Below are 12,969 nucleotides of genomic sequence, written 5' to 3'. Positions count from 1 at the left end.
GGTGAGAAGCCTGCTCCCGTAACGTTGTGGGGCAGGTTTTTTTAGTGTGAAAAATCGGTTTTACGGCGAAATTTGAGCGTTATACGGCGAAATTTGAGCGTTATACGGCGAAATCTCTTGAACATACGGCGAAAATCAAAGCAGATACGGCGCTTTTTTGGAATTATACGGCGAAAATCACGACGAATACGGCGAAATCCGACATTCAGATCATATCCACAAAGCTTTAGTAAAACATGAATCTATATAATGCGCCACTGTGCATAACCGGCGACTTGTCCACTGAAAAATTGTGGACAAAATAACTTTGTACACAACAATCTGTGTACAAATGTGCATAAGTGAGCGATTTCACAAGGTTTTTCCACGTTACATGCAGATTTATCCCAAAGTTGTACACAAGGTAAGGGGATTTTTCCCGAATCTATCCCCAATAAAATGAGAGGATTTCCACAAATCTGACTTGACTATCACGTTGCGTGAGGGATTATGCTACAGGAGAAGGAGTTGATCATCGTGAAAGTACAAGACGTCGCATCGTTAGTCGGCATTAGTGTGCGCACGCTGCATCACTATGATGAGATTGGGCTGTTGACGCCTGATAAAGATCCGCAAACGGGTTATCGTGACTATTCGGATGACGATTTGACGATGCTTCAGCACATTTTATTTTTTAAAGAGCTCGGGTTGCCGCTCAAAGATATTAAGGAAATCATCCACAACCCGGCCTATGATCAGCTCGAGGCGTTGCAGCTTCACCGTCAGATGTTGTTAAATAAACGAGCGCAACTCGATCGAATGTTGGAGACGGTGGATGGAGCAATCGAGGCGCAGAAGGGAGGCATAAGCGTGGCGAATGAAGAGAAATTTAAAGGATTTGATTTTAGTGTAAATCCTTACGAAGAGGAAGTGCGCGAACGTTGGGGTGATGCGAAGGTTGATGAAGCGCAGTCGAATGTCGCGCAAATGGATGAGTCGAAGCAGGAAGAGATGAATGCGATCTACCGTGAGTTAGCGACGATTCGCGACGTGGACCCAACGTCAACAGAGGCTCAAACCGCGATTAAAAAGTGGTATGATTTTTTAAATCACAACGTCGCGACGTACACGCCTGAGATGTTCAAAGGGCTGGGCATGATGTATGTCCAAGATGAGCGTTTTGAACAAAATATCGATCAATTCGGGGATGGTCTTGCCAAGTTTATGAGTGAGACGATGGCGAAATTTGCCGAACGACAGTAGTGGTCAACGCGTATAGCGAATAGGCCTCCTGCATACACTAAGGAAAAATAGGTGTTAGGAGGCATGCTATGGAGACGTGCCAATACTGCGACAAGCGTGCGGTCGGCAAATGCCGAACGTGTAATAAAGCGCTTTGTTCGAATTGTCGGGTGTCAAGTAACGGCGTCGGTTATTGTAATATTGAATGTATGAGATGAAGAAGAGTGGTGGGAGCCGCTCTTTTTTTGATGCAAGCGGGCCTGAGGTATCGCTGATTATGATGATTTATCGCCGATTTTTCGGAAATATCGTCGCAATTCTAGTTTTATCGTCGATCAAGAACATTTATCGTCGCAATTCAGAATATATCGTCGATCACCAGATTTATATAAAATAATTTTTTGTTCAAAAATACTCGATTATATTTACTTAATGTGATAGGATTAATAAAAATGTTTAATCATTGTTTAGTTAATGAAGGGAGTTAATGACAAAATGACAAAATATGATGCGCAATATTATCCGTATGCTTCTCGTCGAAATGTCGTTTATGGTCGTAACGGCATGGTGGCGACGTCGCAACCGCTCGCGGCACAGGCGGGGCGCGATATTTTAAAGCAAGGTGGTAACGCGATTGACGCAGCGATCGCAACTGCAGCCGCGCTTACCGTGTTAGAACCAACATCGAACGGCATTGGTTCGGATGCGTTCGCGCTTGTTTGGGTCGATGGTCAAATTCACGGCTTGAACGCAAGTGGCTATGCCCCGCAAAATATTTCCGTCGAGAAATTAAAAGAAGCGGGCTATGATGAAATGCCGACGTTCGGTAAAGTGCCGGTGACGGTGCCTGGTACGCCTGCAGCTTGGGCTGAATTGTCGGAAAAGTTCGGTAAATTGCCTTTAACGGACGTGATGGCGCCGGCGATTACATATGCTGAGGAAGGTTATCCGTTGTCACCGACGTTAGCATTCCACTGGCAAGCGGCTTACAACAAATTTACGAAGACGTTTGAAGACGATATTTTCAAGCATTGGTTTGACACCTTCGCGCCAGATGGACGTGCACCACAAGTGGGTGAGATGTGGTCATCGAAAGGTCACGCAGAAACACTACGCAAGATTGCCGAAACAAAAGCGGAGTCGTTTTACCGTGGTGAATTAGCTGATCAGATTGATGACTTTTTCAAACAACATGACGGCTATTTGACGAAGGATGACCTGGCGGGATATAAACCGCAATGGGTAGATCCGATTAAAGTGAATTATCGTGGTTATGATGTGTGGGAGATTCCGCCGAACGGGCAAGGATTAATCGCTCTCATTGCACTTAATATGCTAAAAGGCTATGAATTTAATGAAAAAGAAAGCGTCGAGACGTATCATAAACAAATCGAAGCGATGAAGCTCGCGTTCACTGACGGTCTCGAATATATTACGCAAAAAGATGAGATGGACGTGTCAGTGGAAGATTTATTGTCTGATGACTATGCGGAAAAACGCCGCGAACTTATCGGCGATGAAGCACTACAGCCTGAACCGGGTGAACCGCCGCGTGGTGGCACAGTTTATTTATCAACGGCTGATGGCGACGGTAATATGGTGTCGTTTATTCAAAGTAATTACATGGGCTTCGGCTCAGGGGTTGTCATTCCGGGGACAGGCATTGCCATGCAAAATCGTGGGCATACGTTCTCGTTTGATGAAAATCATGCGAATGTCCTTAAACCAGGGAAGCAGACGTTCCATACGATTATCCCAGGCTTTTTATCAAAAGGCGATCAGCCAGTGGGGCCATTCGGTGTGATGGGAGGCTTTATGCAACCGCAAGGCCACGCACAAGTCGTGATGAACACGGTCGATTTTCATCTGAATCCGCAGGCAGCGCTCGATGCACCGAGGTGGCAATGGGTCGAAGATAAGACGGTTAAAGTCGAGCCGTTGTTCCCAGACCATATCGCCCAAGCGTTACAGCGAAAAGGGCATAACATTCAAAAAACACTCTATCCATATGAGTTCGGGCGCGGGCAAATTATTTGGCGTGACCCAGAAACAGGCGTGTTAGCAGGCGGAACGGAGCACCGAACAGATGGCGATGTCGCCGCATGGTAATAAAAAAACAGGCTGATAGGTCAGCCTGTTTCTTATAATTTAAGACCTGTCCGGCTTTTGAAGCGGCGAAGTAAGATGTGGCTTTCAACGCGTGTAATGCCTTCAAGGGCGTACAGTTCTTCGTTAATGAATTTTTCAAGTGCTTGGAAATCTTCGACTAGGACGTGTGTATGTAATGTACTCGGCCCCGTCATTTGATAACAGCTCGCGACACTTGGGTGATCGGCTAATTTTTCAGCGACATAGACGAGTGAATTCGGCTCACAGTCCACGTTAAAGAAAGCAGACACGCCTTTGCCAACTTTTTCGGAGTTGATGACGACGCTGAATTTCTCGATGATGCCAGCTTCTTGCATTTGATTAATGCGATCGCGAACCGCAACACGGGATAAGCCGAGCTCCTTTGCTAGGTCAACGTAAGACATACGCCCGTTGTCACTTAAGATATTCAAAATTTTAAAATCTGTATCATTCAATTTCATTCTAAACACCACATTTCAATTGAGATTGTTAATTTAATTATAAAAGAAACGGCGCAAAATGTCATATCATAGCTGAAGTATAAATAATTCTGTTATTTTTTAATCGTTTTGAGTCGTCAGAAAGGGTGATGCACTTGAGTTTTGCTTTACAAAAAGACATCTTCATCGGCTTTTTTCGGGCTAGTATGTTAGGTTATGGTGGCGGCCCAGCGACGATTCCGCTCGTCCATAAAGAAGTTGTCGAGACTTACGGTTGGCTCGATGATGAAGAGTTTTCGGATATTTTGGCGATTGGTAATACACTGCCTGGCCCGATCATGACGAAGATGGCGGGTTATATCGGCTATCGTGTCGGCGGCTATGCGGGACTGACGTCAGCTCTGGCTGCAAGCGTGTTGCCGACGGTGCTCATTATGATTGCGCTTATTAGTGTGCTCATTAATTATCGTGATTCGCCTGTCGTGCAAGGTATGACGAATGCGATCGCGCCGGTTGTCGGGGTGATGTTGTTTATGCTCGCGTTCAATTTCTTGCGCCGGTCGCAAAGAGCTCTAGGTTGGCCAGTCGTGGTTGGGCTAAGTGTTGTCAGTTTAATTGCGTTTGAATTAATTGGGCTTCATCCGGCTATTTTGATTGCGGCACTCATTATTTATGCGCTCGTACGCCGGTCGCCGAAAGAAGGTGAGGCATCATGATCGAGTATTGGCATTTATTTTTAGCGTTTTTAATACCAGGGGTTGTTGGGTATGGTGGTGGCCCAGCCTCGATTCCGCTTATTGAGTATGAAGTCGTGCAGCGTTACGGCTGGATGACGACGCCTGAATTCGGTGAAGTGCTCGCGCTCGGCAATGCTTTGCCCGGGCCGATCGCGACGAAAATGGCAGGGTATATCGGTTATGAAGTTGGTGGCGTGTTCGGTGCTGTTGTCGCCATTGCTGCTACGGTGATTCCGTCCTTAGTCGCGATGATTATTTTATTAAAATTATTGATGCGATTTAAAAACTCACCGAAAGTGAAGCGGATGACGACATTAATCCGCCCAGCGATTGCCGTGCTACTCGGCGTGTTAGCGTACCAATTTTTCGCGACGTCTTATGAAGGAGCAGGGCTCGTCCAAACGATTCTGCTCGTCGTACTTAGTTTCTTAGCGCTCGAACGCTGGCACATTCATCCCGCGTTCGTTATTATCGGCGCGCTTTCGTATGGCGCTATCTTTTTATCATAATGGCATGACAAGCGAGGTTCCTCAATGTGAGGGATTTCGCTTTTTTTGTGGTCTTGGCCGTTTCGCCGTATGTGAAGCTGATTTCGCCGATAAAATCTGAATTATCGCCGTATCGACGCGTAAAATCGCCGTATAAGCAGCCGATTTCGCCGATAATAGGTGCAAATTTGCAGAATACACGATTATGTAAGTGAATGTTGCTGAATTTAAAAGTATAGATCTGTTGAATAAAACAAAATCTATTTGATGCTTAAATTTCCGCAAATATCTGCAAATTTGCCAAAATATCATTTGTGATAGCGCTTACACCGCCGTCGCGAGCGCGTTCTTGATACCATTAGCAAATTTGGAGGAATTGATAGCATGTGACAGGAATCAAAAGAATTTAAAAGAATGAGCTTTTTGACTTGAAATAAATAAGATATGTGCTACTATATAGTAGGAAATTATGAAATATCATAAAATTTACTGGAAAGGGGTAGATGAAGATGACAACATCTTTAATTCTTGTTTCAACGATTGTATTTTTCTTTTTAGCGACTGTATATTTTGTGGATAGTGTTGTGAATCGCATCAAGAAGAAAAAATCCGATCTACGCCTAGAGCCAGTTCATAATGACAATGAAATGGATCTAGCACATCGCTAAAAGAGTTAGATAGAGAACCTATTTCATACTATTCAAATAGATGAAACAACTGCTACCGGTTAGTCTGAGGACTGACCGGTTTATTTTTTGGTCAAAAAAAGAACACAACGGGCGAGCCCGTTGTGTCCAATTGAAAGATGGCGTGACCGAGATATCGTCGATTTCCCGATGATATCGCCGAACGCCAGGGTTTATCGCCGATTTCAAAGAAATATCGTCAATTCCTAAAATATATCGCCGAAATTCAAATTTTATCGTTGAACTCCGAAATATATCGTCGATCTGCCAATTTTATCGTCGAATTCACCGATCATCCGCGTTTGAACATCGACAATCTCACATTTGTCGCGATCAAAACGCCTGTAATGACGACTACACCGCCTGCGATTTGGGCGAGGCTTACGGTTTCGCCGAGGAAGATCATCGCGCCGATCGTCGTGAAAACGGGGAGTAAATTTAAAAACACACTCGATAATGATGGGCCGAGATTTTGCACGGCTGAATTCCAAAAATATAGAGCGATAACTGACGGGAAGATCCCGAGATAGAGCAGTCCTGATATGCTCTCGACATAAAATAGCTCAGCGCCGGGAAAAACGAATAACCACTCGATTGCGACGACCGGAATCATGACGAGTGCGCCGAGTCCAATCATCGCAAACATCGCGCCGTAGATTGGGTATTTATGGTTGTGTTGTTTGAGTAATAATGAATAAAATGCCCAAACAATCATCGCAAGCAACATCGTTAAGTCGCCGGGGTTAATTTGTAAGGCCAATAATCGCTCGATCGACCCTTCGATTAAAACCCAGACAGCCCCGACAAACGACAGCGCAACGCCGAAAATTTGCCGGTTAGACAGTCGTTCTTTTAAAAAGATATAGCCGACAATCATTGCGAATACTGGGGTTGTCGCCTCGACAATGCCGGCATTCGTTGACGTCGTGTAATTGAGCGATAAATAAATAAGGACGTTAAATGTTGTGATTCCGGTTAACGCAAACCCTAATAACGGTTTCCAGTCACGACGGAAGACATCAAAATATTGCCGGAATTGCTTTAAACCGAGTGGCGCGATCACTAAAAACGCAATCACGTTGCGGATGAAGGCGACCGTAATCGGGGGCAGCTCGGATACAGCTTTCCCGACGATTAAGTTTCCGGAAAACATCATCACAACTAATATAAGAAACATATAATATTTAACCATCATGTCATCTCCGCTCTACTAAGCGCGGTCGGTGTAAGGTTTGATTGACAAAAAGACGCGCTGATAAATTGGACTCTGAATGAAAGTGAAAATAAACGTAAAAATAAAAGCCGGTCCACCTAAAACAAGACCGACTAGCAACACGCCAGATTCGACGTAAATACGAATGAGCTGAATCGATTTGCCCGTCATGTCAGAAATCGATAGCATAAATCCGTCACGCGGGCCGAGGCCGATTTGAGCAGCCGAATATGTACCGCCACCGATTCCCATCGTGATAATCGCAAGCAGCATAATCATGATATCTCCGATTAAGTAGCCAGTTGTCGGAAACCATTGTAAGTATAAAAACATATCGACAAACACGCCGACTAAAAATGTATTCAAAAAGGTGCCGATGTTGATGTATTCACGTCTTGCGAAAAAGGTAAAGATAATAATCGTAAGACCAATAATGACGGTCCACGTCCCGACTGATAATCCGAATAAATCATAAAACGCAATCGTAAGAACGTCCCACGGGTGGATGCCGAGGTACTGAACTTGAATCGCTAAAGCAATGCCGTAAGAGAAAATCAATAATCCGATAAAAAAGATCGTAAACTGTTTGTAAACCATTGTATCTTGCCTTTCTGTTTATTCATTCTATAGATGTGACTGAGTTTTCATTCTTGCAGTTTTGCGTGAGATTCGTGCACTTTTCAGGATGATTCCAGCACTTTCGCGTGAGATTCGTGCACTTTTTAGGATGATTCCAGCACTTTTGCGTGAGATTCGTGCACTTTCGCGAGGGATTCCCGCAGTTTCGCGGGAGATTCACGCACTTTTGCTGAGGATTCCTGCAATTTTGGGGATGATTCCTGCACTTTCGCGAAGGATTCCCGCAGTTTCGTGGGAGATTCGTGCACTTTTCAGGATGATTCCAGCACTTTCACAAAAGATTCTTGCACTTTATGTGCTGGTGGGTGCATGATTTCTATTGTATCAGATTTCGTGTTAAGATTTTGAATAGAATGATAGAAAGGGTGTGGGTGAGTGATGAGTGAGATTAAACATGCGATTCAAGATTATTATCCGAGTGATTTGGCGCATTGTTTTGGTTGTGGGCGCAACAATGAGTTAGGGCATGGATTCCGTACAGGGTGGAATGGTGATGAGACGCTTACGGTGTATGAACCGCCTGAAGCATATACGGCGATTCCGGGGTATGTATACGGTGGATTGTTGGCGTCGTTAATTGATTGTCATGGGACAGGGTCCGCGTCGCTTGCGTTACATCGTAAACAAGGTCATGAACCTGAAGATGGCGTCGAGCCACCGCGGTTTGTCACGGCTGAACTGAACGTGCAATTTTTAAAACCGACACCGCAACACACTGAACTGCGTGTAACGGGTGAGGTGGAAGAAGTGCATCCGAAAAAATTCAATGTTCATACGGTCGTTTACGCTAATAATGATATCGTAGCAAAAGGATTAGTCGTCGCTGCGGTGATGCCAGATGGTTTCGGGAAGGCGTAACAAATTAAGCGCATAAATTCTCCTAATTGCAACAGATTAAGAATGATATCATATCTGATGCATATGGGGGATTGTCATGACAAAACAATCCTACTGGCAAGCGATTTTGCAACGAACCGATGAATTAACACAATTGATTAATGAGTATTGGCGTGCGTATTCATCGCTGTCATCTTGGCCTTTTTGGTTAAATATCGTGTTAATTATTACGCCATTAGTGATTTTATATTTTGCGATAGATCGGTCGCGTCTGTTTGAGATTATGTTTTCGGATTGCTCGTGCATATGTTATGGAATTATACGAGTAATTATTTAGAGATAAAAGTATTATATCGACATATGTATTTTCTGACGACGATGTTGCCGTCAGCCTTCACGATGGTGGCATCTGCCTTACCAGTTGGTTTTATGTTAGTCTATCAATATTGTACGAATCACGGCAAAAATTACTACATTTATATTACGGTTTTGAGCGCTATTTTCGCGTTTGTGTTAGCACCGATTGAATCGTGGCTTGGGTTGACGCATATGGCTGATCGCTTTCATTATGGGTATTTATTTGTCATTGACCTTGCGATTGCTTTTTCGACGTTTTGGTTTGTAAAATGGTTAAAAAGCGTCCGTAAGTAAAAAATCATATGCTTTGTACGGTCATTGGGGTGATGGTTATGGCGATTATGCTGACGTTAGTTAGTATTATTATAGCGGTTTTAGTTGTCGTCTATAGTGTGGATCGTTTGCGAGGTGTCTCGCGCCGTTATTTTAGTGTGTTTAACACGTTGTTTACGCTCGCGGTGATTGCGTATTTTTTAACCGAAAGTATGCAGCGTGATGGCTGGGCGTTCAATGGTCATATCATCGTGTTATTCGGAATAGCAATCGTCATGTTAGTCATAGATTATAAAATGCATCATCAAGAAGCGTGATCATCTCAACTGGAGGTGATCACGCTTTTTCAATACGGTCTGTCGTTTTAAGGTCGTCTAAATGGCTCGCGCCGATTCCGAACATGACCATTTGGAGTTCTAATTCTTTCACCTTCATCCATTCGATGACGTGTTCAGGCGATTCCACTGCTTCTTTCAAAATTTTCCGCGCAAACCCGACGTAATCGGCCCCTAATGCAATGGCTTTTGCTCCGTCTAATCCGTTGCGAATGCCGCCGCTTGCGATAAGCGGATGATCAGGTAACGCTTGGCGCACGTCGGTTAAACATTTAGCGGTCGGATTTCCCCAACTTGCGAACGCTTCAGCGGCTTGTTTTTTGATCGGTTCCTGTGAGCGCAGTTTTTCAACTTGGCTCCAAGACGTGCCGCCAGCGCCTGCAATGTCGATAAATGATACGCCAGCATCATATAACTGACGAGCGACGTCGCGGTCGATGCCGAAGCCGACTTCTTTCACGCCGACTGGGACAGATAGCGCGTCTACTAACGCTTCGATCTTTTCAAGTAATCCGGCGAAATTCGTGTCGCCGCCTGGTTGAATTATTTCTTGAATCGAGTTTAAGTGCAAGACTAATGCGTTCGCTTCAGTCAAATCGATAATCCGTTCGACGTCAGCGTGCGTGACGCCGTAATTGAGCTGAACGGCGCCTAAGTTCGCAATAATCGGGATGGACGGCGCGTGAGATCGTAATTGAAACGATGAACGGAAGTCTTCTTTTTCTAAAATAACCCGTGTCGACCCAAGCGCTAGTGCCCAACCTTGTTGTTCCGCGGCGATAGCTAAATGGCGATTAATCGATTCCGCCATCTCCGCACCACCTGTCATCGAGCTGACTAAAAACGGACTCGATAACGATTGGCCAACCAGCGATGTGCTTAAATCGATCGCGTCGAAATCAATCTCAGGTAACGCGTTATGCCTGAAGTAATATGCTTCAATCCCGCTTCGGTTAGTACCTAAAGACTCGTCGGAGAGGCTGTATGTGATATGTTCGCTTTTTCGTTTATGAATGTCGTCTGTCATGTTTTGGCCTCCTCTTGCATAATGGCTTCGGCTACTAATTTGCCAGAACGTGTAACGATCGGTGTGCCACCACCAGGGTGTGTCGATCCACCGACGAACCAAAGCCGGTCGATGTCGTTAGCCTTATTCGGTAATCGGAAAAAGGCTTGCTTAAACGAGTTCGAACTCGCGCCGTAGATCGCGCCTTGGTAAGCGCCGGTTTGCCAGTGTAAATCTTGCGGTGTCATCGCCTCGATATAATCGATGTGGTCACGCACGTTCGTTAACCCTTTCGTTTCTAATAAATCAAGAATGTGCTCGGTATAGGATTGTTTCTTGTCTTCCCAGTCGACCCCTTCCAACTGACTCGGTGCGTTAACTAAGACGAACAAATTGCTATGGTCAGCACTTGGCACGACGGAACCATCGTCATAACCACTAAAGCAAATATAAATCGTCGGATCATCAATCAGTTCCTTCGTTTTAAATAATTGATCGAATTCTTTTGCGTAATCCTCTGGAAAATAGACTTGATGATGTTGTAATTCGTCGTATCGGGTGTCTAACCCTAATAATAACGCAAAACCGGATAACGATGGTTCGGTTTTGTGGACTTTCGTCGCCCGTTCGGGGAAAAAGCGTTCGTAAACCGTCAATGCGTCCATGTTCGCGATGATGTGATCGGCATGCACGATATCTTGCGCGATTTCAACGCCTACAGCACGTCCGTTTTCGGTCACAATATTGGTGACTTCTTGGTTAAATGTGATGCTCACACCTAATTCTTCGGCAAGTTCGCGCATCGCATTAACCATTTGATACGTCCCGCCACGAACACTGTACACACCGAGTCCTGCTTCAATATAGGCCATCATCCCGTAGATTGCAGGCGCTTGATACGGCGACGAGCCAATGTAAGTCGCATATCGCCCGAACATATTTAAAATATACGGATGATTGAAATAACCTTTTAACCAATCTTGATACGTCGTCAGTGGCTTAATTCGCATAAATTGTTTGATTAACGTCAAGTCGAGCTTATCTTGCCACCGGTACATTAATCGATTCAAAAAATGATGTTCAGCAATCTCATAAAACGACTCGCTCCTCTGTAAAAACGCAGGGTACTGAGCAGCATCGTGTTCACTCACGTTTGCGATGGCGGCTTGTACACGTTCGGTATCAGGCGAAAACGGAATGCGCGTCCCGTCAGGAAAAATGTTCATCGTCCCGGCTGTAATTGGATAGAACTCGATGTAATCACTGATGTCACGGCCGCTTAAAGCGAAAACCTCCGAAAACATATGCGTCATCGTGATCGTACTCGGTCCTAAATCAAAATGGTACCCAGCAGCATGGCGTTGTTGTAATTTGCCACCTGCTTCGCTATTTTGCTCGATCACCTCGACGTCATAACCGTTTGAGGCTAACACAATCGCATTGGCTAATCCGCCGAGCCCTGCGCCGATAATAATCGCTTTTGTCATAAATAACGTCGTCCTTTCCATACGTAGCCTCGTTTACGAATCGATGTCCAAGCCGATTGGAGTAATAAAATCACCATGAGCAGCGCGCTTATCGCCATACCTAACCCGTGCCACTGCCGGACGCCACTCCACCAATCGACGAGTAGCTTTGTGATGATAGCGAGCCATAACGCACTCGCAGACAATAGACGCCACTCTGGCACCCATATCGTGACAAGCGGGAGGGTGTAGAGCAACGTGTACATGAAAACAACGACGATCATGAGTAGGTAATTACGGTTCAACCCTGTAAAAATATTTTTCATGTAACCTCGCCAAACATCACTCGCGTTATGATACATCCGCATCCAAACGTAACGGTCGATTTTGAGCAGTTGTGCGGGTTCGCTATGTTGTTTGACGCGTTTCATTAACGCCATGTCATCGACTATCGCGTCTTTAATCGATTCGTGCCCGCCGATACGGTTATATGTATGGTTTTCAACTGCGACGAAACCGCCGTGTGCTGCGGCGAATTTCGGATCGTTCGAGCGTGTAATTTGTCTTACTGGAAGATGACACAAAATCACAAACTGCATCATCGTCACGAGAAATCGTTCTAACTGTGTCTTAACGATTTGTTTCGGGAAACCGGAAATGATTCCGCGTTGTTGCGTGTGTAAATGGGGGGTTAGCGCTTCAAGTGCACGCTCGTCGAGTCGGACGTCTGCATCGATAAACAACAACCAATCGCCTTTTGCATGTTTGGCTAACTGGTGACACGCAAACACTTTGCCTTTCCAACCATCAGGGAGTTGCTCGCCTTGCCAAAAAGACAGTCTCTGATAACGTGCGCGTAAAGCTTTTAATTTAACGGCTGTGTCGTCAGTTGATTGATCATCTAATACAAACACTTCGACGGGTTGGACGGTTTGACGCTCAATCGATTGGATGCACGCCTCAATATTATCCGCTTCATTACGCGCCGGTATTAGCACAGACACCGTCTCGTTTGCGTGACTATCATCATGTCGCGCCCCCATTTTCGGATAAATCCGCATGTTATACATCACGAATCCGAGTTGCGCTAATAGCCAAATCGTGACGATCCATAATAGCGTAGTCATCCATGCATTCCTCC

The 12,969-nt window shown here is 45.1% G+C and carries 15 protein-coding genes; 9 read left to right on the top strand and 6 right to left on the bottom strand.

Translation table 11 applies throughout. The features are described from left to right. Positions 1-510: 510 nt before the first annotated feature. Both ABID56_RS04445 and ABID56_RS04440 read left to right on the top strand, forming a co-directional pair. Positions 511-1,242 (top strand): MerR family transcriptional regulator, encoded by a 732-nt coding sequence (locus ABID56_RS04445; protein ID WP_354219519.1) that lies wholly within the window; start codon positions 511-513, stop codon positions 1,240-1,242. A gap of 474 nt (positions 1,243-1,716) precedes the next feature. Further along, positions 1,717-3,330, top strand: coding sequence for a gamma-glutamyltransferase family protein (locus tag ABID56_RS04440; RefSeq protein ID WP_354219411.1), 1,614 nt, complete (start codon positions 1,717-1,719; stop codon positions 3,328-3,330). A gap of 32 nt (positions 3,331-3,362) precedes the next feature. Here ABID56_RS04440 and ABID56_RS04435 read toward each other — a convergent pair whose 3' ends face one another. Continuing rightward, a complete protein-coding gene (locus ABID56_RS04435) occupies positions 3,363-3,812 on the bottom strand; it encodes an Lrp/AsnC family transcriptional regulator (RefSeq protein WP_354219410.1) in 450 nt (149 codons plus the stop codon). 134 nt (positions 3,813-3,946) lie between these two features. Between ABID56_RS04435 and ABID56_RS04430 the strand changes: the two genes are divergently transcribed. The 3 genes from ABID56_RS04430 to ABID56_RS04420 all read left to right on the top strand — a co-directional run bounded on the left by ABID56_RS04430 (position 3,947) and on the right by ABID56_RS04420 (position 5,684). After that, positions 3,947-4,507 (top strand): chromate transporter, encoded by a 561-nt coding sequence (locus tag ABID56_RS04430; RefSeq protein WP_377946417.1) that lies wholly within the window; start codon positions 3,947-3,949, stop codon positions 4,505-4,507. Then, entirely contained in the window at positions 4,504-5,037 is a 534-nt protein-coding gene (locus tag ABID56_RS04425) for a chromate transporter (protein WP_354219408.1), read from the top strand. The genes ABID56_RS04430 and ABID56_RS04425 overlap by 4 nt, the downstream gene beginning before the upstream one ends. Before the next feature lie 488 nt (positions 5,038-5,525). Beyond that, positions 5,526-5,684, top strand: a complete 159-nt coding sequence (locus tag ABID56_RS04420; protein ID WP_354219407.1) for a hypothetical protein — start codon at positions 5,526-5,528, stop codon at positions 5,682-5,684. A gap of 310 nt (positions 5,685-5,994) precedes the next feature. On the opposite strand, the gene ABID56_RS04415 is transcribed toward ABID56_RS04420, so the two are convergent. Both ABID56_RS04415 and ABID56_RS04410 read right to left on the bottom strand, forming a co-directional pair. Then, on the bottom strand, positions 5,995-6,894 hold the full coding sequence (locus ABID56_RS04415) for a DMT family transporter (protein ID WP_354219406.1): 900 nt from the start codon (positions 6,892-6,894) through the stop codon (positions 5,995-5,997). A gap of 18 nt (positions 6,895-6,912) precedes the next feature. Beyond that, positions 6,913-7,512, bottom strand: coding sequence for a YczE/YyaS/YitT family protein (locus ABID56_RS04410; protein WP_354219405.1), 600 nt, complete (start codon positions 7,510-7,512; stop codon positions 6,913-6,915). Between the two features lie 420 nt (positions 7,513-7,932). Here ABID56_RS04410 and ABID56_RS04405 point away from each other — a divergent pair, with 420 nt between their 5' ends. The 4 genes from ABID56_RS04405 to ABID56_RS04390 all read left to right on the top strand — a co-directional run bounded on the left by ABID56_RS04405 (position 7,933) and on the right by ABID56_RS04390 (position 9,338). Continuing rightward, positions 7,933-8,412, top strand: a complete 480-nt coding sequence (locus ABID56_RS04405; protein ID WP_354219404.1) for a PaaI family thioesterase — start codon at positions 7,933-7,935, stop codon at positions 8,410-8,412. 76 nt (positions 8,413-8,488) lie between these two features. Beyond that, positions 8,489-8,728, top strand: coding sequence for a hypothetical protein (locus ABID56_RS04400; RefSeq protein WP_354219403.1), 240 nt, complete (start codon positions 8,489-8,491; stop codon positions 8,726-8,728). Next, entirely contained in the window at positions 8,698-9,042 is a 345-nt protein-coding gene (locus ABID56_RS04395; RefSeq protein ID WP_354219402.1) for a hypothetical protein, read from the top strand. The genes ABID56_RS04400 and ABID56_RS04395 overlap by 31 nt, the downstream gene beginning before the upstream one ends. Before the next feature lie 38 nt (positions 9,043-9,080). After that, the gene (locus ABID56_RS04390; RefSeq protein WP_354219401.1) at positions 9,081-9,338 is read left to right on the top strand and encodes a hypothetical protein; all 258 of its coding nucleotides are present in this window, start codon (positions 9,081-9,083) and stop codon (positions 9,336-9,338) included. 19 nt (positions 9,339-9,357) lie between these two features. On the opposite strand, the gene fni is transcribed toward ABID56_RS04390, so the two are convergent. From fni to ABID56_RS04375, 3 genes are read right to left on the bottom strand one after another with little or no spacing between them, the layout of a single operon-like run. Then, positions 9,358-10,383: a type 2 isopentenyl-diphosphate Delta-isomerase gene (fni, locus tag ABID56_RS04385; RefSeq protein WP_354219400.1), complete on the bottom strand. Its 1,026-nt coding sequence runs from the start codon at positions 10,381-10,383 to the stop codon at positions 9,358-9,360. Next, positions 10,380-11,870 (bottom strand): phytoene desaturase family protein, encoded by a 1,491-nt coding sequence (locus ABID56_RS04380; RefSeq protein ID WP_354219399.1) that lies wholly within the window; start codon positions 11,868-11,870, stop codon positions 10,380-10,382. The genes fni and ABID56_RS04380 overlap by 4 nt, the downstream gene beginning before the upstream one ends. Further along, the gene (locus tag ABID56_RS04375) at positions 11,846-12,955 is read right to left on the bottom strand and encodes a glycosyltransferase family 2 protein (RefSeq protein WP_354219398.1); all 1,110 of its coding nucleotides are present in this window, start codon (positions 12,953-12,955) and stop codon (positions 11,846-11,848) included. Before ABID56_RS04375 ends, ABID56_RS04380 begins: the two co-directional genes overlap by 25 nt. Between the last annotated feature and the right edge of the window lie 14 nt (positions 12,956-12,969).

This window comes from Alkalibacillus flavidus, from assembly GCF_040545925.1.
GTDB lineage: Bacteria > Bacillota > Bacilli > Bacillales > Alkalibacillaceae > Alkalibacillus > Alkalibacillus flavidus.
Note: the sequence above shows the minus strand (reverse complement) of the source record. Positions and strands in the feature narration are given on the sequence as shown.

What these genes read in the sequence shown, in the direction of transcription:
- ABID56_RS04440 (WP_354219411.1), top strand. Translation starts at nt 1,717, where the DNA reads ATGACAAAATATGATGCGCAATATTATCCGTATGCTTCTCGTCGAAAT.
- ABID56_RS04435 (WP_354219410.1), bottom strand. Translation starts at nt 3,812, where the DNA reads ATGAAATTGAATGATACAGATTTTAAAATTTTGAATATCTTAAGTGAC.
- ABID56_RS04425 (WP_354219408.1), top strand. Translation starts at nt 4,504, where the DNA reads ATGATCGAGTATTGGCATTTATTTTTAGCGTTTTTAATACCAGGGGTT.
- ABID56_RS04420 (WP_354219407.1), top strand. Translation starts at nt 5,526, where the DNA reads ATGACAACATCTTTAATTCTTGTTTCAACGATTGTATTTTTCTTTTTA.
- ABID56_RS04415 (WP_354219406.1), bottom strand. Translation starts at nt 6,894, where the DNA reads ATGGTTAAATATTATATGTTTCTTATATTAGTTGTGATGATGTTTTCC.
- ABID56_RS04410 (WP_354219405.1), bottom strand. Translation starts at nt 7,512, where the DNA reads ATGGTTTACAAACAGTTTACGATCTTTTTTATCGGATTATTGATTTTC.
- ABID56_RS04405 (WP_354219404.1), top strand. Translation starts at nt 7,933, where the DNA reads ATGAGTGAGATTAAACATGCGATTCAAGATTATTATCCGAGTGATTTG.
- ABID56_RS04400 (WP_354219403.1), top strand. Translation starts at nt 8,489, where the DNA reads ATGACAAAACAATCCTACTGGCAAGCGATTTTGCAACGAACCGATGAA.
- ABID56_RS04395 (WP_354219402.1), top strand. Translation starts at nt 8,698, where the DNA reads ATGTTATGGAATTATACGAGTAATTATTTAGAGATAAAAGTATTATAT.
- ABID56_RS04390 (WP_354219401.1), top strand. Translation starts at nt 9,081, where the DNA reads ATGGCGATTATGCTGACGTTAGTTAGTATTATTATAGCGGTTTTAGTT.
- fni (WP_354219400.1), bottom strand. Translation starts at nt 10,383, where the DNA reads ATGACAGACGACATTCATAAACGAAAAAGCGAACATATCACATACAGC.
- ABID56_RS04380 (WP_354219399.1), bottom strand. Translation starts at nt 11,870, where the DNA reads ATGGAAAGGACGACGTTATTTATGACAAAAGCGATTATTATCGGCGCA.
- ABID56_RS04375 (WP_354219398.1), bottom strand. Translation starts at nt 12,955, where the DNA reads ATGACTACGCTATTATGGATCGTCACGATTTGGCTATTAGCGCAACTC.